15 protein-coding genes are annotated in these 17,104 nt (G+C 72.4%); 11 read left to right on the top strand and 4 right to left on the bottom strand.

The window, feature by feature from the left end:
* Positions 1–163 precede the first annotated feature (163 nt).
* From ABD54_RS07745 to ABD54_RS07735, 3 genes are all read left to right on the top strand, one after another.
* On the top strand, positions 164–1,048 hold the full coding sequence (locus ABD54_RS07745; protein WP_047868735.1) for an ABC transporter ATP-binding protein: 885 nt from the start codon (positions 164–166) through the stop codon (positions 1,046–1,048).
* Positions 1,049–1,331: 283 nt separating this feature from the next.
* Complete coding sequence (locus ABD54_RS07740) at positions 1,332–2,060, top strand: ABC transporter permease (RefSeq protein WP_047868734.1); 729 nt, start codon at positions 1,332–1,334, stop codon at positions 2,058–2,060.
* Positions 2,061–2,184: 124 nt separating this feature from the next.
* On the top strand, positions 2,185–2,829 hold the full coding sequence (locus ABD54_RS07735) for a GPP34 family phosphoprotein (RefSeq protein WP_047868733.1): 645 nt from the start codon (positions 2,185–2,187) through the stop codon (positions 2,827–2,829).
* A 33-nt stretch (positions 2,830–2,862) separates the two neighbouring features.
* On the opposite strand, the gene ABD54_RS07730 is transcribed toward ABD54_RS07735, so the two are convergent.
* Positions 2,863–4,110 carry a kelch repeat-containing protein gene (locus ABD54_RS07730; RefSeq protein ID WP_082166732.1) on the bottom strand — a complete coding sequence of 416 codons (1,248 nt, stop codon included), beginning with the start codon at positions 4,108–4,110 and terminating at the stop codon, positions 2,863–2,865.
* 491 nt (positions 4,111–4,601) lie between these two features.
* Between ABD54_RS07730 and ABD54_RS07725 the strand changes: the two genes are divergently transcribed.
* Genes ABD54_RS07725 through ABD54_RS07710 form a run of 4 tightly spaced genes read left to right on the top strand, consistent with a single transcriptional unit; the run spans position 4,602 to position 10,217 of the window.
* The gene (locus tag ABD54_RS07725) at positions 4,602–6,248 is read left to right on the top strand and encodes an aspartate aminotransferase family protein (protein ID WP_047868732.1); all 1,647 of its coding nucleotides are present in this window, start codon (positions 4,602–4,604) and stop codon (positions 6,246–6,248) included.
* The gene (locus ABD54_RS07720) at positions 6,245–7,753 is read left to right on the top strand and encodes a lysine N(6)-hydroxylase/L-ornithine N(5)-oxygenase family protein (RefSeq protein ID WP_047868731.1); all 1,509 of its coding nucleotides are present in this window, start codon (positions 6,245–6,247) and stop codon (positions 7,751–7,753) included. The genes ABD54_RS07725 and ABD54_RS07720 overlap by 4 nt, the downstream gene beginning before the upstream one ends.
* Complete coding sequence (locus ABD54_RS07715) at positions 7,750–8,379, top strand: GNAT family N-acetyltransferase (protein WP_047868730.1); 630 nt, start codon at positions 7,750–7,752, stop codon at positions 8,377–8,379. The genes ABD54_RS07720 and ABD54_RS07715 overlap by 4 nt, the downstream gene beginning before the upstream one ends.
* The gene (locus tag ABD54_RS07710) at positions 8,376–10,217 is read left to right on the top strand and encodes an IucA/IucC family siderophore biosynthesis protein (RefSeq protein WP_047868729.1); all 1,842 of its coding nucleotides are present in this window, start codon (positions 8,376–8,378) and stop codon (positions 10,215–10,217) included. The genes ABD54_RS07715 and ABD54_RS07710 overlap by 4 nt, the downstream gene beginning before the upstream one ends.
* 338 nt (positions 10,218–10,555) lie before the next feature.
* Here ABD54_RS07710 and ABD54_RS07705 read toward each other — a convergent pair whose 3' ends face one another.
* The 3 genes from ABD54_RS07705 to ABD54_RS07695 are packed head-to-tail and all read right to left on the bottom strand — an operon-like array spanning position 10,556 to position 12,928.
* Complete coding sequence (locus tag ABD54_RS07705) at positions 10,556–10,795, bottom strand: cupin domain-containing protein (protein WP_082166731.1); 240 nt, start codon at positions 10,793–10,795, stop codon at positions 10,556–10,558.
* A 25-nt stretch (positions 10,796–10,820) separates the two neighbouring features.
* Positions 10,821–11,423 (bottom strand): TetR/AcrR family transcriptional regulator, encoded by a 603-nt coding sequence (locus tag ABD54_RS07700; protein WP_047868727.1) that lies wholly within the window; start codon positions 11,421–11,423, stop codon positions 10,821–10,823.
* 14 nt (positions 11,424–11,437) lie between these two features.
* Entirely contained in the window at positions 11,438–12,928 is a 1,491-nt protein-coding gene (locus ABD54_RS07695) for an MFS transporter (protein ID WP_047868726.1), read from the bottom strand.
* 445 nt (positions 12,929–13,373) lie between these two features.
* Here ABD54_RS07695 and ABD54_RS07690 point away from each other — a divergent pair, with 445 nt between their 5' ends.
* The 4 genes from ABD54_RS07690 to ABD54_RS07675 all read left to right on the top strand — a co-directional run bounded on the left by ABD54_RS07690 (position 13,374) and on the right by ABD54_RS07675 (position 17,055).
* Positions 13,374–14,291, top strand: a complete 918-nt coding sequence (locus ABD54_RS07690) for an ABC transporter ATP-binding protein (RefSeq protein WP_047868725.1) — start codon at positions 13,374–13,376, stop codon at positions 14,289–14,291.
* 64 nt (positions 14,292–14,355) lie between these two features.
* On the top strand, positions 14,356–15,057 hold the full coding sequence (locus ABD54_RS07685) for an ABC transporter permease (protein WP_047868724.1): 702 nt from the start codon (positions 14,356–14,358) through the stop codon (positions 15,055–15,057).
* Positions 15,058–15,059: 2 nt separating this feature from the next.
* Entirely contained in the window at positions 15,060–16,421 is a 1,362-nt protein-coding gene (locus ABD54_RS07680; RefSeq protein ID WP_047868723.1) for a sensor histidine kinase, read from the top strand.
* Positions 16,414–17,055, top strand: coding sequence for a response regulator transcription factor (locus ABD54_RS07675; protein WP_047868722.1), 642 nt, complete (start codon positions 16,414–16,416; stop codon positions 17,053–17,055). Before ABD54_RS07680 ends, ABD54_RS07675 begins: the two co-directional genes overlap by 8 nt.
* Positions 17,056–17,104: the final 49 nt, after the last annotated feature.

Raw genomic sequence — 17,104 nt, 5'->3', positions numbered from 1 at the left:
TGCTGCTCTTCGGGTTCGGGGACGGTGGGCCCTCCCAGTATTCCGCCGATCGAGCCTGGCCCACCAGTGACACCGCGTCATGGGCTGACCCCCACAAACGTCACGGCCAGTTGGTGATGTGGTCCCACTGCCCCGCGGGCGCGGCGAGCGCTGCAATGGACGCATGACCTCCACAGCAGTCATCGACGTCGAACGGCTCAACCTCAAGTACGGGGACTTCCACGCCGTGAGGGACCTGTCCCTCCAGGTGGGGCGCGGGGAACTCTACGCGCTGCTCGGCACGAACGGCGCGGGCAAGACCTCGACCCTGGAGACAGTCGAGGGCCACCGCACCGCCACCTCGGGCACCGTACGGGTCTTCGGCCAGGACCCGCGCGACCGGCGCGCCGTGCGGCCCCGGGTGGGCATCATGCTCCAGGAGAGCGGGTTCTCCCCGGACCTGACGGTGAAGGAGTCGGTCCGCCTGATCGGCGGGCTCACCCGGCGCACGGACACCGTCGAACGCGTGCTCGGCATGGTCGGCCTCACAGCCAAGGCCGGGACCAAGGTGTCCCAGCTCTCGGGCGGCGAGAAGCGGCGGCTGGACTTCGCCACCGCCGCGTACGGGTCGCCGGAGCTGATCTTCCTGGACGAGCCCACCACCGGTCTGGACATCCAGTCCCGGGACGGGCTGTGGGAGGCAGTGGACAGGCTGCGCGAGGACGGCTCGACCATCGTGCTGACCACGCACTACCTGGAGGAGGCCCAGCAGCGCGCCGACCGCATCGGGCTGATGCACAAGGGCTCCCTCCACCGGGAGGGCACCGTGGCCGAGCTGACGCAGACGCTTCCAGCCACGATCCGCTTCTCCCTGCCCGACAGCGCGCCGACGCCGCCGGTCCAGGCCGCGCGCCAGGGCGACGGGGCGTTCCTCGTCGAGACCCTGGGCCTGCAGAAGGACCTGTACACCCTGCTGGGCTGGGCACAGGACAACGCGGTCGAACTGCGAGGGCTGGAGGCCGGGCCGACCCGGCTCGACGACGTCTTCCGCTCCATCGGCGACGACTAGGCAGTGTTCTTCGGACCTCCGCTCCGCTTCGGTCCGTGTCCGGGCACCCGAAGCACGGGAACCTTCGGCGCCTACGGTGAGACGGCTCGTTCCTCGCAGCCCCACCTCCGGCACCTCCAGAACCCCGTGGGCGCCCGAACCAACCCCACAAGCTGAAACCGGCTCAGAAAACAGTTCCCAACCGGTTCTCTCAGTGGCCGCGGCCGCGCCCCGCGGCGCGGCGGGCGGCCCGCGCCGAACACGCTCCGACTCCCCGCACCTTCCAGGAAAAAGGACCCGCACCATGCTCCCGATCGCTCAGAGCGAGCTGATCCAGATCTTCCGGAACCGGCTGGTTCTGGTCACGATGCTCATCGTCCCGGCGGCCTCCAGCGCGTTCTACATCTACATGCACCAGACCTTCCCCGCGCTGCGCGAGGCAGTGGACCTGGGCGCCATCGCCTCGATCCTGGTGTTCCTCGTGGTGACCATGGGGCTCTACACCACCTCGGTCACCACGCTCGCCTCCCGGAGGCAGAACCTCTTCCTCAAGCGGCTGCGCTCCACGGCGTCTGGCGACGCCGGAATCCTCACCGGGCTGCTGCTGCCGGTCACCGCCGTCACGCTGGTCCAGGTGACCGTGATCCTGGCCGTGCTGGCCGTGGTCGGCGGCGCCCCGGAGAACCCGCTCCTGCTGGCGGCGGCCGTCGTCGCGACGATGGTCATGATGGCGGGCCTGGGGCTGGCCACGGCCGGACTGACCAACTCCCCCGACCACGCCCAGGTGACCACGCTGCCCATCATGATCGGCGTCCTGGCCATCTCCGGATGGGTCGGGTTCACCGGCACCGAGGAACTGACCCTGCTCAAGCGGCTGCTGCCCGGCGGCTCTGCCTCGGAACTGGTCGTCAACGCCTGGAGCGGCGGCGTCCCGGTCACCGAATCCCTGTTCCTGCTGGCGCCCACGCTGGCCTGGGTCGTCGTCGCCGTCGCGGCGGCCACCCGGATCTTCCGCTGGGAACCGCGCAGGTGAGGACCCCGGGAAGAGCCGTCCACGCACGCGGACGGGGTACTTCCACGGCAGAGCCCGGCGGGACCCGCGAGGACTCCCGCCGCGTGCGGGCTCTCCGAGAGGACGCCTTCGAGAGGACAACGACATGGACCTGACGCTGCCGCAGCGGCTCTACCTGCTCAGCTACGACACCGACAAGAACCGGTTCGACCCCGTCAGCGCCGGCTACCGCGGCCAACTGCTGTGCGCCGCGGCGCTGGCCGACCTGGCCCTGGGCGGTCTGCTGAGCCCCCGCGACGGCATGGTGACACGCGCCATCGCCCGGGCTCCCCGGGACCCGTTCCTGGCCCGGGTCCTGGCCGACCTGTCGCCGAACGAGCCGCACCACTGGATCAGCCTCCTCTACCCCCAGATGGGCAGGGCGGAGGAGATGGTGCGCGGGGAACTGGTCGCGAACGGGGCGGTCGCGGTCAGGCGCGGCCGGACGCTGGGGGTGTTCCCCACCCGCACGGTCGTCCCCGACCGGCCCGAGGAGGTGGACCGGCTGCGTGAGCGCACGCGCGAGGCGGTCCTGGGCGGCGGCGACCCGGCGGCGGTACCCCTCCAGGACGCGGCCCTGGTCGCGATCGCGACCGAGGGCGACGTGTGGACCGTGTTCGCCCCCAACGAGCGCTGGCGGCACCGGCCCGCGGTCAAGGCGATCCAGGAGCGCTTCGACGCCGCCGCCCCCGGACTGCGCAACGCGGTCCGCACGGCCGTCATGGCCACCGGCAAGGGCGCGTCCGTCTGACCGGCGCGGCCGCGCTCATCCGCGTCCGCCCGGTCACGACGCCGACTCCTCCCCCGGTTCGGGGACCGAGACGTCGACCCGGACACCGGCCGGCCCGCAGCCCGCACCGCCCCAGCCGACCAGCGCGTCCCCGGCGACGGGGACGAGGGGGCCGCAGTGCCCCGACAGCGCCTCGGTCCGGAAACGGCGGGACCGCCCCGTGCCGGGGTCCCACAGGCTGATTTCTCCGGGTCCGGTCGCGACCAGCCCCAGTCCGTCGGAGAAGTCCATTCCTCCCGTGAGCAGACCTCCGGTGTACGTCGGCACCGGAGGACGGAAGTCGGAGTAGTCCAACGTGTCCGACGGCTCCGCGCCCGCCGGACCGACCTCGTACACGCCCGCGCTCTCACCGCCTCTCAGCGCCAGGAGCATCCGCCCCCCGGGCGAGGCCGCCAGCCCGACGGAGGCGTCCTGCTCCCTCGCCCCGGGAAGGTCGGAGACGTCCCGGACCGAGGCGGCCTCCTGCCCGAGGCGCATCGTCGCCAGGAACATCCCATCACGGGAGCCGCCGACGGCCACCACGGTGCCGTCCAGGGCCGCCGGGTCGTAGACGGTGGCGTGTTCGGCCTCGTGGCGCAGCGGGACGGTGCGCCACGCGTCCTCCTCAGGCGAGTACACCAGGAAGTCCCTCCCGCCGCCCTGCCCACCGCGCCCGCCGCCGAAGACGACGTGGCCGTCGGCGACCACTCCGCGCGCCTTGTACCTGCTCTCCGGCGCGGGCTCGATCGGCTCCCAGACGTCGCGTTCGGGATCGTAGAGGGCCCCGTCCCGTGCCAGGTGCGCGTCCTGACCGCCGTCGTGGGTCGGTGTGAAACCTCCCCAGACCAGCATCCGGCCCCCGACCATGACGGCGCTGTGGCGGGTCCTGGACTCCAGGCCGCTGTCGGCCAGGGGGCGCCAGGTGTCGCTCCCGGGAGAGTAGGCGGCGCCGTCGGAGAAGGAATCGTGCTGGCCGGAGGCGTGTCCGCCCCAGACCAGGACCTCCTCGCCGGACCAGACCAGGCTGTGGTCGGCGCGAGGCGTGAGGGGCCCTTCGGCGAGCGCGCGCACGGAGATCCGGACCTCCCACGGCTCCTGTGCCGACTCCCCGGTCAGGGAGCAGGAGGTGCTGGCGACCAGGAGTGCCAGTACCGGGGCCGCGATGCTGGTCAGGCGCCGCGCCCGCCCCCGACGCACCTCGGTGTTCCGGTGCGGTCGGGAGCCTCCACGGGAGGGTGCGCCGTCGTGTGGGGGGTTGGCCATGGCACCGCTTCCGCGCGCAGGGGGTGGTCCGTTCTGCCCCGATGATCCCAGAAAGCCCGGCGGCACGAGGGTTCCGTGTCGCAACCGGCCGTATAGGCCCTCCGGCACCGTGGCCGACCCGCCCGGCCACGACGCCGACCGCTCCCCGGCGCGTAGCGGTCCGCGGACCTCTGCCGGAACGCCGCATGGATGCCGGGAGGGATAAACATCGGATGTCGCCAGAAAAGACCGCCGTGTCGGATGTGCGTTGCCCGCGAGGACCGCAGCACTCCGTACCATGCGCGTTCGCCCTGGCCAGCGGCTTCCAATCACTCCGCGCGACCACCACGGCCGCCGCTGTAACCCTCCTCACACTGTACGAGTCCGGTCGCTTAGGCTAGCCTCCCCTTAGTTAGGGCGACCTACATAAGAGTGTTCGCGAAGTTCCTCAACCCATGCCCACATCCGCTTCGCGGATGCTGTCGGCATGCCCGTTTCCAGGAGGATGATCCATGAGCTCCCTCGCGCGGTCCGCACCGGGCCCGCTGCACGGGAACGCCGGTGCCCTCGGCACCAGGCCCGAGCCTGCACCCCCCTCCGACCAGGACCCCGACGACCCCCGGACACAGCTGTTCGACGCCCGGAGCGCCGAACACTACCGCGACCTGACCGGGGATGCCGCGGCCCGCGTCGCCCGTCGCATCGCCGGGGTCGACCGGCCGCTCACCGGAGCCACGGCCGAGGACCTGCGCCCCCAGATCGACAAGGTCGACCTCGACCAGCCGCTCCACGACCCCGGCGCGGCGCTGGACGAACTCGAACGCGTCTACCTCGACGACGCCGTCTACTTCCACCACCCCCGCTACATGGGACACCTCAACTGCCCCGTGGTCCTGCCCGCGCTGCTCGGCGAAACCGTCCTGTCCGCCGTCAACTCCTCCCTCGACACCTGGGACCAGAGCGCCGGGGGCACCCTGATCGAACAGCGGCTCATCGACTGGACGTGCGAACGCGTCGGCTTCGGAGAGACCGCCGACGGCGTCTTCACCAGCGGCGGCAGCCAGTCCAACCTCCAGGCCCTGCTCATGGCGCGCGACGAGGCCCACCGACGCGCCAAAGCGCAGGAGGGCCAGGACACACGCCTGGCCGAACTCCTGCCCAGGATGCGCGTCCTGACCTCCGAGGCCGGACACTTCAGCGTCGCCAAGTCCGCAGCCCTCCTCGGCCTGGGCTACGAATCCGTCATCACCGTGGCCTGCGACGACAGACGACGCATGCGCCCCGACGCCCTCGCCGCCCAACTGCGCGGATGCCGCGCCGAAGGACTCCTGCCCATCGCCGTCGTCGCCACCGCCGGAACCACCGACTTCGGCAGCATCGACCCCCTGCCCCGCATCGCCGACCTGTGCCGACAGCGCGGCGTGTGGATGCACGTCGACGCCGCCTACGGCTGCGGACTACTGGTCTCGCGCCACCGCCACCTGCTGGAGGGCGTCGAACGCGCCGACTCCGTCACCGTGGACTTCCACAAGTCCTTCTTCCAGCCGGTCAGCTCCAGCGCGATCGTGGTCCGCGACCGCGACGTCCTGCGCCACGTCACCTACCACGCCGACTACCTCAACTCGCGCTCGGACGGCAGCACCCCTCTGCTCTCCCCCAACCAGGTCGACAAGAGCCTGCAGACCACACGACGCTTCGACGCCCTCAAACTGTGGCTCACCCTGCGCGTCATGGGCGCCGAAGGCGTAGGCGCCCTCTTCGACGGCGTCCTGGACCTGGCCGCCGCCGCCTGGACACTGCTCGACGCCGACCCCCGCTTCACCGTCGTCACCCGGCCCAGCCTGAGCACCCTGGTCTTCCGCTGCGCCGCCCCCGGCGCCGACCCCGACACCGCCGACGCCGCCAACCGCTACGCGCGCGAGGCGCTGCTGGCCTCCGGCCGCGCCTTCGTGGCCCGCACCACCGTCGACGGCAGACCCCACCTCAAACTCACCCTGCTCAACCCCAGGGCCACCACGCAGGACGTCGCCGAGGTACTGGACCTGATCGCCGCGCACGTGGACCACTTCGTGAACGCACACCACGCACCCGACCTCCCGGCCCCGCCCGAGGCCCGCACCGACCCCGCCCAGCCGACCACCACCGGGAGGTCCCGTTGACCACCAGCCGCCACCCCGACCCGGCCGCCGACCCCGGCCGAATCCACGACTTCGCCGCCGTCGGCATCGGCCCCTTCAACCTCGGCCTGGCCTGCCTGACCGCGCCCATCCCCGACCTGGACGGCCTCTTCCTCGACGAGAAACCCGAGTTCTCCTGGCACTCCGGCATGCTCCTGGAGGAAGCCGAACTCCAGACCCCCTTCATGTCCGACCTGGTCACCCTCGCCGACCCCACCTCCCCCTTCTCCTTCCTCAACTACCTCAAGGAGACCGGCAGGCTCTACCCCTTCTACATCCGCGAGCGCTTCTACCCCCTGCGCGCCGAATACGACGACTACTGCCGCTGGGCCGCCCGGCGCCTGGGCGACGCAGTCCGCTTCGGCCAGCGCGTTGACTCCGTGGAGTACGACCCCGACCAGGCCCTCTACCTGCTGCACAGCACAGAGACCGCGACCGGCGCCCGGCACACCCACCGCGCACGGCGCCTGGTACTCGGCACCGGCACACCCCCCTACCTGCCGGAACCCTGCCGCGACCTGCCCGGCGACGCCGTGCACAGCTCCGGCTACCTGCCCTCCGCGCGGCGGCTGCGCGACAAGCGCAGCGTGACGGTCGTCGGCAGCGGACAGAGCGCCGCGGAGATCTTCCACGACCTGCTCCGGGACCTGGACGGACACGGCTACCAGCTCAACTGGGTCACCCGCTCCCCGCGCTTCTTCCCCCTGGAGTACACCAAGCTCACCCTGGAGATGACCTCCCCCGAGTACGCCGACCACTTCCACGCGCTCCCGGCCCCCACCCGCGACCGCCTCGTGGCCTCGCAGAAGAACCTGTACAAGGGGATCGACTCCGACCTCATCAACGCCATCTACGACCTGCTCTACGTCAAGAGCCGCCTGGGCCCGCCGCCCGTACGCCTGATGACCGCCACCGAGGTCACCGGCGCCCGCCACGACGCGGCGGGCGGCGCCTACACCCTGGACCTGCGCAACACCGACCAGGGGCGCGACTTCACCCTCGACACCGAGGGCCTGGTGCTCGCCACCGGCTACCAGTACCGGATGCCGGACTTCCTGGAGCCCATCACCGACCGCCTCGCCTGGGACGGGTCCGGGCGCTTCGCGGTGCGCCGCGACTACCGCGTCGACCGCGGGGCGCCGCCCGCCGGGGAGGACCCGACCGGCGCGGACGGCTCCCCCGACGACGGCCGCGGACCGGAGTCCGCCCGGGGCGCGGTCTTCGTGCAGAACGCCGAACTGCACACTCACGGCTTCGTCGCCCCCGACCTGGGCATGGGCGCCTACCGCAACTCCTGCATCCTGCGCGCGATGCTGGGCCGCGAGCCCTACGCCGTCGAGCGCTCGATCGCCTTCCAGGAGTTCGGCGCACCCGCGCAGCGCGCACCGGACGCCGACGCCCGGGACGGGAACGGCCCGAACCGGGAAGATGCGCTGGAAGCGGCCCTCCCGGCCTCCGGACCGGCCCGGGAGGCGGCGCGCCGATGAGGGACCGGACACCGGCACCGACCGCGCCCGACCAGGCCGCCGCGGCCGTCTTCACCCGCACCGACCCCGAACTCGGCGAGTTCCGCGTCCGGCCCGTGGACCCCGACGCCGACGCCCCCCTCCTGCACCGCTGGCTCACCCACCCCAAATCCCGCTTCTGGCTCATGTCCGAGGCCACCGAGGAGGACGTCGCCCGCGACTACCGCGCCATGGCCGCCTCCCCGCACGAACACGCCTACGTCGGCGAGTGGCGCGGCACCCCCGGGTTCCTGGTCGAGCGCTACGACCCCGGCCACAGCGAACTCGCCGCCCACTACCCGGTGCTCCCCGGCGACACCGGCATGCACTTCCTGGTGGCGCCCACCGACACGCCCGTACACGGCTTCACCCGCGCCGTGATCACCACCGCCATGGAACTGCTCCTCTCCGACCCCGCCGCCCGACGCGTCGTCGTCGAACCGGACGTGCGCAACACAGCCGTCCACACCCTCAACACCGCCATGGGCTTCCGGGTCCTCAACACCGTGGCCCTCAAGGACAAGGACGCCCACCTGAGCACCTGCACCCGCGACCAGTTCCGCGCCGCCGTCGCAGCGGCCCCGACCACAGGAGGCATCGGCCGATGACCACGCCCACCACCCGGCCCGGCACCCACGGGCCCCGCCTCCGGGACCCCCGCGACGCGGTCGGCCACCTGGACCCCCGGACCTGGGAGCGCGCCAACCGGCTGCTCGTGCGCAAGGCCCTGGCCGAGTTCGCCCACGAACGGCTGCTCAGCCCCGAACCCGGCCCCGACGGCCTCTTCTCGGTCACCAGCGACGACGGCGGCGTCGAGTACCGGTTCGCGGCCCGTGTCATGGCCCTGGAGCACTGGCGGATCGAGGCCGACAGCATCGTCCGCCGCGACCTGCGGCGCGACGGCGCGCGCCTGCCCCTGGACGCCCTCGACCTGGTCCTGGACCTGCGCAAGACGCTCGCCCTCGACGAGGACGTCCTGCCCGTCTACCTGGAGGAGATCACCAGCACCCTGGCCAGCAGCGCCTACCGCATGTCGGACGCGCAGCCGAGCGCCGCCGAACTGGCGCGCGCCGGGTTCCAGGAGATCGAGGCGGGGATGACCGAGGGCCACCCCTGCTTCGTCGCCAACAACGGGCGCCTCGGCTTCGACGCCGCGGAGTACCGCGCCTACGCCCCCGAGGCCGCCGCCCCCGTGCGGCTGGTGTGGGTCGCCGCCCGGCGCGATCGCACGACGTTCAGCTGCTCCGCCGACCTGGACCGCGAGGAACTCCTGCGCGGCGAACTCGGCGCCCAGGCCCTGGCCGTCTTCGACGCGCGGCTGACCGACACGGGTCTGGACCCCGGCGACTACCACCTGATCCCGGTCCACCCCTGGCAGTGGTGGAACCGGCTGGCGGTCACCTTCGCCGCCGACGTCGCCCGCCGCGACCTGGTGTGCCTGGGCCACGGACCCGACGAGTACCGCGCACAGCAGTCCATCCGCACCTTCTTCAACACATCCGCCCCCGAGCGCCACTACGTCAAGACCGCGCTGTCGGTGCTGAACATGGGCTTCATGCGCGGGCTGTCCGCCAAGTACATGGAGGCCACCCCGGCCATCAACGACTGGGTCGCCTCGGTCGTGGCCGACGACCCCTTCCTGCGCGCCACGCGCGTGGAGGTCCTGCGCGAAATCGCCGCGGTGGGCTACCGCACCACCCACTACGCGCAGGCCTCGACGGAGAAGTCGCCCTACCTGAAGATGACCGCCGCGCTGTGGCGCGAGAGCCCGGTGACACGGCTGCGGTCGGGTGAGCGCCTGGCCACCATGGCCTCGCTGCTGCACACCGACGCCCGGGGGAGGTCCCTCGCCGCTGAGTTCATCGCCGAGTCCGGCCTGGAGCCCGCGGACTGGCTGCGCCGCTACCTCGACGCGTACCTCGTCCCCCTGCTGCACTGCTTCTACGCCCACGACCTGGTGTTCATGCCGCACGGGGAGAACGTCATCCTCGTCCTGCGCGACGGGGTGCCCCAGCGGGTCCTGCTCAAGGACATCGCCGAGGAGATCGCGGTGATGAACGACGACGCCGAACTGCCAGCCGGGGTCGAGCGGGTCCAGGGAGCGGTGCCCGAGGACATGCGGGTGCTGTCGCTGTTCACCGACGTCTTCGACTGCTTCCTGCGCTTCCTCAACGGCATCCTCGCTGGTGAGGGCGTCCTGTCCGAGACCGACTTCTGGCGCACCGTGGCCGCGTGCGTGGCCGGCTACCAGGCGTCGGCGCCCCACCTTGCCGAGCGTTTCGCGCGCGACGACCTGTTCGCGGAACGCTTCGCGCTCTCGTGCCTGAACCGGCTGCAACTGCGCAACAACCGCCAGATGGTCGATCTGGAGGACCCGTCCGCGGGCCTGCAACTGGTCGGCACCCTGGAGAACCCCATCGCCGGGTTCCGTCCCGCGCCCCGGTAGGCACGGCGGGACAGGGGCTTCGGCGGTCCGCTGGGCCCAGAGGTCCAGAGGTCCAGCGGGGCCCGCGGACGCCGCGTACGCTCCGGGGAAGGGGCTCCGCGCCCCTCCCCGGGGGCGGGCTCCGGGATAGGCGTCGACACGCTGCTGCGGGGCGCGCGGCACCGTCACGGCGGATCCTCCGAGCGGTGGGTGGGCCGCTGCCTGACCTCGTGATCCCGTTTTACGCCGTTGGTTCTGGCTGAAAAGCCGCTCCTTTACGGCGTAGATTCACTTTTGTCCGTTTATGACGGATATGCCGTTGGGCCCGGGTCCCGGCGGCGCGCGTGATCCGGCCGGGGTCAGTCCTTCCACTCCTGGACCATGGTGTCGAAGGCGTGCACGCACATCACGCGCAGCCGTCCCTTACCCGTGTTGGTGAAACCGCGCCAGACCCCGGGCTGGACGAACAGGGTGTCGCCCGCCGCGGCGGTGAGCCCGCGATCGCCTACGGCGAACACGGCCTCGCCCTCCAGGGCGGTCCACGTCTCGGTGTAGGGGTGGCGGTGCGGGCCGGTCCCCTGCCCGGGGTCGCTGTCCACGTGGCCGGGGAGGCCCCGGCCCCGGTCATCGGGCCCCGGTGTCCGGACCCGGCGCCGGTACGTCGCGTTCCGGCTCCGCGTCCCGGTCCCGTTCGGGCGCGATGGCGCGGGCCAGGTGCTCGGCGACCTGGCGGCGCGTCGGGGGAGAAAGCGTGCCGCTGGACAGCGACTCGTACAGCCACAGGCCGTCCGCGGCCAGGCGCAGCACGAACAGTTCCATCTCCTGCGGCGTCAGCGGACCGGGGGAAGGCTCGGGCGTCCAGCGCCTCATCACCTCGTCCCATGGGGCGCGGGTGGCCGGTTCGTTCGCGGTCTCCAGCAGGAGCAGCAGCTCGGCGCGCGTGGAGCTGTGCGCGGCCACGCGGGCGTAGGCCGCCAGGCGCTCGCGGGACGTGGACCGGTCCGCGCTCCTCCCGGCGGCCTCCGCCAGGTGGTCGTCCCACCCCTGGGCCAGGTGTTCGTGCAGGGCTTGGAGCAGGGCCTCGCGCGAGGGGAAGTGGTAGAGCAGCCCGCCCTTGGTCAGACCCGTCTCGGACGCCACCGACTCGTAGGTCAGGGCCGTGACGCCGTCGCGCTGGACGACGCGGAAGGCCGCGTCCAGGATCTGTGTCCGGTTGCTCTTGCGCATGCTCTCCCCCGGGGTCAGTGGTCCGCGTACGCCGACGAGGACGTGCCGGGACCATGGTGGCGCAGCAGCCGCCAGGTGAGGGCCGCGCCGCACGCCAGGACCGCCGCGACCACGATCATGACCACGAGGTAACCGGTGTCGAAGGCGTCGTGGGCCGCGGCGACCACCGCGCCGTCGCCCCCGGCCGAGGCCAGGGCGTCGGCCAGGCTCCTCCCGGCGGCGGCCGGGGCGCCCTGCGGCAGTTGGACGGCGGCCGCGTAGACGAAGGTGACCAGGCTGCCCATCAGCGCCACAGCGGTCAGGTTGCCGAACTCGTAGGAGACCTCCTCCACCGAGGAGGCCATCCCGGCGCGGCTGGCGGGCGCGTTGCCGATGATCGCCGTGGAGGCCACCGACATCGCCGCGCCCAGTCCGGCGCCGGTCAGCAGCAGTCCCGCGACGACCCAGCCGATGCCCGCCTGGAATCCCAGGACCGAGACGGCCACGCCCGCAACACCCGCGGCGAGCCCTCCCGCGATCAGTGGCAGCAGGCCGGTCCGGTGCAGGAACGCGCCGCCCAGCAGCGCGGTCGGAAGCGAACCCGCCGCCACGGCGGCCACCAGCAGCCCGGCCTCCAGCGGCGTGAAGCCCACGACGAGCTGGAAGCGCTGGGTGGTGACGAGCTGGATGCCGCCGATGGCGAACATCGAGAACGCCGCGGCCAGCACGCCGGAGGTGAAGGCGGGGTTGCGGAAGACCGCGAAGTCCAGCAGCGGGTCCTCCAGGCGGCGCTGGCGGCGCGTGAACAGGGCGAAGGCCACCACGGCCACGACCACGGCGACGCCGAAGAGCGGCCAGCGCGGCGGCGTGTGCGCCAGTTCCTTGATCGCCAGCACCGAGGCGACCAGCCCGGCCATGGCCTGGAGCGAGGAGACCAGGTCCCAGTGCTTGCCGGGGTCGGGGACGTTGGGCGGCGCGATCAGCGCGGTCGCGACCAGGGCAGCGACGACCACGGGCACGTTGAGGAGGAAGACCGAGCCCCACCAGAAGAACTCCAGCAGGACCCCGCCCACGATCGGCCCCAGCGCGGCGCCGACCACCGAGACGCTGCCCCAGACGGCGATGGCGATGTTGCGTTCGCGTTCGATCGGGAAGGCGATCCTGATCAGCGCCAGGGTGGCGGGCATCATCGCCGCCGCGCCCACCGCCAGCAGCGCGCGCGAGGCGATGAGGACCCAGGCCGTCGGCGAGAAGGCGGCGACCAGCGAGGCCAGGCCGAAGACCACCAGCCCGACCACGAACATGCGCACGTGGCCGATCCGGTCGCCCAGCGTGCCGCTGCCCAGCAGCAGACCGGCCATGACGACCGGGTAGGCGTTGATGATCCACAGGCTCTGCGCGCCGGTCGCCCCCAGTTGAGCGGTGAGGGTCGGCAGGGCGGTGTACAGGATCGTGTTGTCCACGGTGACGAGCAGCAGTCCGGCCGCCACGGTCACCAGCAGCAGCCACCGGCGTGTCGCCGTCATGGCCGTCGCGTGCGTCTGATGTGAGCCCATGGCCCGAAATTTACCTTACATCCGGTACAGTTTCGCGCCCGCTCCGCCGTCCCCGACGGGGCGCCCTCCCGCGGCTCGCGGGCGTTCACGGACGTGCGCGGCGCGCCTTCGGGCACGGTGCGCCCCCGCGCGCGGAAACACCCGGCGGGGCCTTTCGCGCGACCTGATCCGCTGCTTCCGGAGGCCCGGCGCCACTGGCCGAAGAGGGCACTGCGCACGTGGTCGCGGACGGGACCGAGACGCTCCCCGACGCACGAGGACCCGAACCCGTCGCACGTTCGCCCGGCCGCCCGCCATCCGAGCGGTCCAGCACGGCGTCCACCGTTCGGTTGACCCCCGGGGTCCGCAGCATCGGCGCCGGACCGTGGCCGCGCGGGCGATACGAGGCGAGCGCCCGCGGACCAGGGTTGAGGGCATGGCAGTCATCGACGTCACCGACCTCAGCAAGGGCTACGGCGGCCACACCGCCCTGGACCGCGTGTCCTTCTCCGTGGAGGAGGGCGAGGTCTTCGGAATCCTGGGCCCCAACGGCGCGGGCAAGACCACCGCGGTGGAGTGCGTGGAGGGGCTGCGCCGCCCCGACTCCGGGAGGGTCCGCGTCCTCGGATTCGACCCGTTCCGGCAGGGCCGGGAGCTGCGCCAGCGCATCGGCGTGCAACTCCAGCACACCCAACTCCCCGAGAACATCAGGGTCTGGGAGGCCCTGGACCTGTACGCCTCCTTCTACGCCCGGCCGCGCGACTGGCGGGAACTGCTGGAGGAGTGGGGCCTGGCCGACAAGCGCGACGCGCGCTTCGGCAGGCTCTCCGGCGGCCAGAAGCAGCGGCTGTTCATCGCCCTGGCCCTGGTGGGCGATCCCCGCGTGGCCTTCCTGGACGAGCTCACCACCGGACTCGACCCGCAGGCGCGCAGGGCCACGTGGGAACTGGTCAAGCGGGTACGCGCCAACGGAGTGACCGTGGTGCTGGTCAGCCACCTCATGGACGAGGCGGAGGAGCTGTGCGACCGGGTCGCGGTCCTGGACCGGGGCGGCGTCGTGGCGCTCGACAGCCCGGCCGGCCTGATCGAGGGCGTGGCCGCCGAACACAGCATGCGCTTTCGCCTGACGGGCCGGGAGGGCATCGGGGCGGACGAGCTGCTGGGCGGTCTGCCGGGAGTGTCCCGCGTGACGCTCACCGGGGACCAGGTCGTGGTGGCCGGCAGGGGCGACTTCGCCACGGCGGTCACCGCCGCTCTGGCCCGCGAGCACGTCCTCGTCTCGGACCTGCGCATCGACAGACTCACCCTGGACGACGCCTTCCTCGCCCTGACCGGCCGCTCCCCGCACGCCTGAGCCAGGCCTCCGGCGACGTACGACCCCCGTCCCCTCCAGCACCGCACCGAGGACACCGCATCCCATGAACACCCTCGTCAAGCTCACCACCGTCGAGACCAAGCTGCTCACACGCGAGCCCGGAGCCGTCTTCAGCCTGCTCATACCCCTGTTCATCCTCGTGGTCTTCGGCGGTTCGATCTCCGAGGGCGACACCGTCCTGGTGCCGTTGGCGCTGACGGTCGCGATCGGGCTGGTGGGCCTGTACATGCTGCCCACCTCCCTGGCCACATACCGGGAGCGGGGCATCCTGCGCAGGCTCTCCACGACGCCCGTGGGCCCGGGGAACATGCTCGCCGTGCAACTGCTCCTGCAGTTCGCGCTCATCGTGGTAACGGCCGGTTCGCTCGTCGGCGTGGGAGTGGGCGTCCTCGGCGCGCACATGCCCAGGGTGGCGCCGTTCCTGGTCGTCTTCCTCCTGGGCACGGCCGCCGTCTTCGCCGTCGGCCTGCTCATCGCCTCCCTCGCGCCGAACGGGCGATCAGCCAACGGCGCGGGCGTGCTGCTGTACTTTCCCCTGGCCTACCTGGGCGGGCTCATGCAGCCCGCGGACCAACTGCCCCCCGTCGTGTCCCGCATCGGTGGGTACACTCCCCTCGGCGCGGTGAGGCAGAGCTTCCACGATGTCTGGGCCGGTGCGGCCCTCCAACCCCCGTTGCTGGCCGCGATGGCCGCGTACGCCGTGGTCCTCGGCCTCGTCGCCGCCAGGACCTTCCGCTGGGAGTGAGCATGCAGACGCCACCTGAGCGCCACCTGGGCGCGCGTGAGGAGCGGGTGCGCCGCCTCACCGCGGCCGTGCCCCACCTCCTGCTGCTCGTCTCCACGGTCCTGGCGCTGCTCACCGGGGACGGGACCCGGGGCGAACGCCTGGAGACGCTGGCCCTGGCCGGGTTCGCCGCGGCCCTGATGTGGGTGGCGACGGGCCTGTTCCCCGGCCGGGTGTCCGGCCCGGTCGCCATGGGCGCCTACCTCACCTGTCTGGTGGCGCTCATCGCGGTGCTGAGCGCGCACAGCACCTGGTTCGCGGGGTTCTTCGCCTTCACCGGCTACATCCACTCCTGGTGGCTGCTGCGCGGCGCGTGGCGCTACGTCGGGGTTACCGCCACCGCCACCGTCTCCATCACGGCCTACATGGGCGGTCCGCCCGAACCGAACGCGACCTCGGTGCTGCTCTACCTCGTGTTCACCTCCACCATCGTCGTCGTGGTCAGCGTGTTCAGCCACCTCGGCGAGGTGACGGCGGAGCGCAGCGCCGAACGCGAGCGGATGGTGGAGCGGCTGCGGGAGACCATCCGGGAGAACGAGGGCCTGCACGCCCAGCTGCTCGTCCAGGCGCGGGAGGCCGGGGTGCACGACGAGCGCCAGCGCATGGCCCGGGAGATCCACGACACCCTCGCCCAGGGACTGGCGGGCGTCATAGCCCAGCTCCAGGCCGCCGAGCGTTCTCGGGAGGCCGACAAGGACCCCTCGGTGTGGCGCACGCGGGTCGCCAACGCCACGCGCCTGGCCCGGGAGAACCTGGCCGAGGCCCGGAGGTCCGTGCATGCGCTGGGGCCGACCCCCTTGGAGGAGGCGACGCTGTCCGGCGCGCTGGCCGAGGCCACCGCGCAGTGGTCGGCGCTGCACGGGGTGCGCGCCGAGTTCACGGTCACCGGCACGGCAGGACCGCTGAGCGCGGAGGTCGCGGCGGCGTTGCTGCGGGCCGGGCAGGAGGCGCTGAACAACGTGGCCAAGCACGCCGGGGCGGGGCGGGTGGGTGTGACCCTGTCCTACATGGAGGACAGGGTCACCCTCGACGTGCGCGACGACGGGAACGGTTTCGATCCCGCGCGCCTCGGCCGGGACGGCGTCGGTGGTGCCGACGGCCCCGAGGACCCGGGTGGTTCCGCCGCGGCCGGTGGTGCCGGTGGTGCCGGTGGTTCCGGCATGGACGGCCTTCCCCCCGACGCGGGTGGAGGCTTCGGGCTGACATCGATGCGGCAGCGCCTGGACCGCGTGGCGGGCACCCTGGAGATCGAGTCCGAACCGGGCGCCGGGACGGCTGTCAGCGCGTCCGTCCCCGCCCTCGCACGAGAGGCCCACCGTGAGTGATTCCCCCGTCCGGCTGCTGATCGCCGACGACCATCCCGTGGTCCGCGACGGCATCCGCGGCTTGTTCAACGGCGAGCCGGGCTTCGAGGTGGTCGGTGAGGCGTGCGAGGGCTGGCGGGCCGTCGAGCTGGCGCGGACGCTGGAGCCCGATGTCGTCCTGATGGACCTGCGTATGCCGGGGATGGACGGCGTGGCGGCGATCCGGAGGCTGGTCGAGGAGCGGGTGCCCTCCCGGATCCTGGTGTTGACCACCTACGCCACCGACGGCGACGTGGGCCCGGCGGTCGAGGCCGGAGCGACCGGTTACCTGCTCAAGGACGCGCTGCCCGAGGAACTCATACGCGCCGTCCGGATGGCCGCGCGCGGGGAGTCCGTGCTCTCCCCGGCCGTGGCCGCCCGGCTGCTGGGGCGGGTGCGGACTCCTCCGACGCCCCTGAGCGACCGGGAACTGCAGATCCTGCGCCTCATCGCCCGGGGCTCCACGAACCGGGAGGCCGCGGCACGCCTGTTCGTCAGTGAGGCCACGGTCAAGACCCACGTGCTGCACGTGTACGGCAAGCTCGGCGTCAACGACAGGGCGGCGGCCGTGGCGGAGGGGTTCCGGCGCGGGCTGCTCACCCCGGAGGAGGACTGAGCCAGCGGTCCGGCGCGCGGCGTCCGCGACCGCCCGGGTTTTTGCCGAA

It is taken from the genome of Nocardiopsis sp. RV163 (assembly GCF_001029525.1).
Taxonomy (GTDB): domain Bacteria; phylum Actinomycetota; class Actinomycetes; order Streptosporangiales; family Streptosporangiaceae; genus Nocardiopsis; species Nocardiopsis dassonvillei.
Note: the sequence above shows the minus strand (reverse complement) of the source record. Positions and strands in the feature narration are given on the sequence as shown.

What these genes read in the sequence shown, in the direction of transcription:
- ABD54_RS07715 (WP_047868730.1), top strand. Translation starts at nt 7,750, where the DNA reads ATGAGGGACCGGACACCGGCACCGACCGCGCCCGACCAGGCCGCCGCG.
- ABD54_RS07680 (WP_047868723.1), top strand. Translation starts at nt 15,060, where the DNA reads ATGCAGACGCCACCTGAGCGCCACCTGGGCGCGCGTGAGGAGCGGGTG.
- ABD54_RS07735 (WP_047868733.1), top strand. Translation starts at nt 2,185, where the DNA reads ATGGACCTGACGCTGCCGCAGCGGCTCTACCTGCTCAGCTACGACACC.
- ABD54_RS07685 (WP_047868724.1), top strand. Translation starts at nt 14,356, where the DNA reads ATGAACACCCTCGTCAAGCTCACCACCGTCGAGACCAAGCTGCTCACA.
- ABD54_RS07690 (WP_047868725.1), top strand. Translation starts at nt 13,374, where the DNA reads ATGGCAGTCATCGACGTCACCGACCTCAGCAAGGGCTACGGCGGCCAC.
- ABD54_RS07695 (WP_047868726.1), bottom strand. Translation starts at nt 12,928, where the DNA reads ATGACGGCGACACGCCGGTGGCTGCTGCTGGTGACCGTGGCGGCCGGA.
- ABD54_RS07745 (WP_047868735.1), top strand. Translation starts at nt 164, where the DNA reads ATGACCTCCACAGCAGTCATCGACGTCGAACGGCTCAACCTCAAGTAC.
- ABD54_RS07700 (WP_047868727.1), bottom strand. Translation starts at nt 11,423, where the DNA reads ATGCGCAAGAGCAACCGGACACAGATCCTGGACGCGGCCTTCCGCGTC.
- ABD54_RS07725 (WP_047868732.1), top strand. Translation starts at nt 4,602, where the DNA reads ATGAGCTCCCTCGCGCGGTCCGCACCGGGCCCGCTGCACGGGAACGCC.
- ABD54_RS07710 (WP_047868729.1), top strand. Translation starts at nt 8,376, where the DNA reads ATGACCACGCCCACCACCCGGCCCGGCACCCACGGGCCCCGCCTCCGG.
- ABD54_RS07740 (WP_047868734.1), top strand. Translation starts at nt 1,332, where the DNA reads ATGCTCCCGATCGCTCAGAGCGAGCTGATCCAGATCTTCCGGAACCGG.
- ABD54_RS07730 (WP_082166732.1), bottom strand. Translation starts at nt 4,110, where the DNA reads ATGGCCAACCCCCCACACGACGGCGCACCCTCCCGTGGAGGCTCCCGA.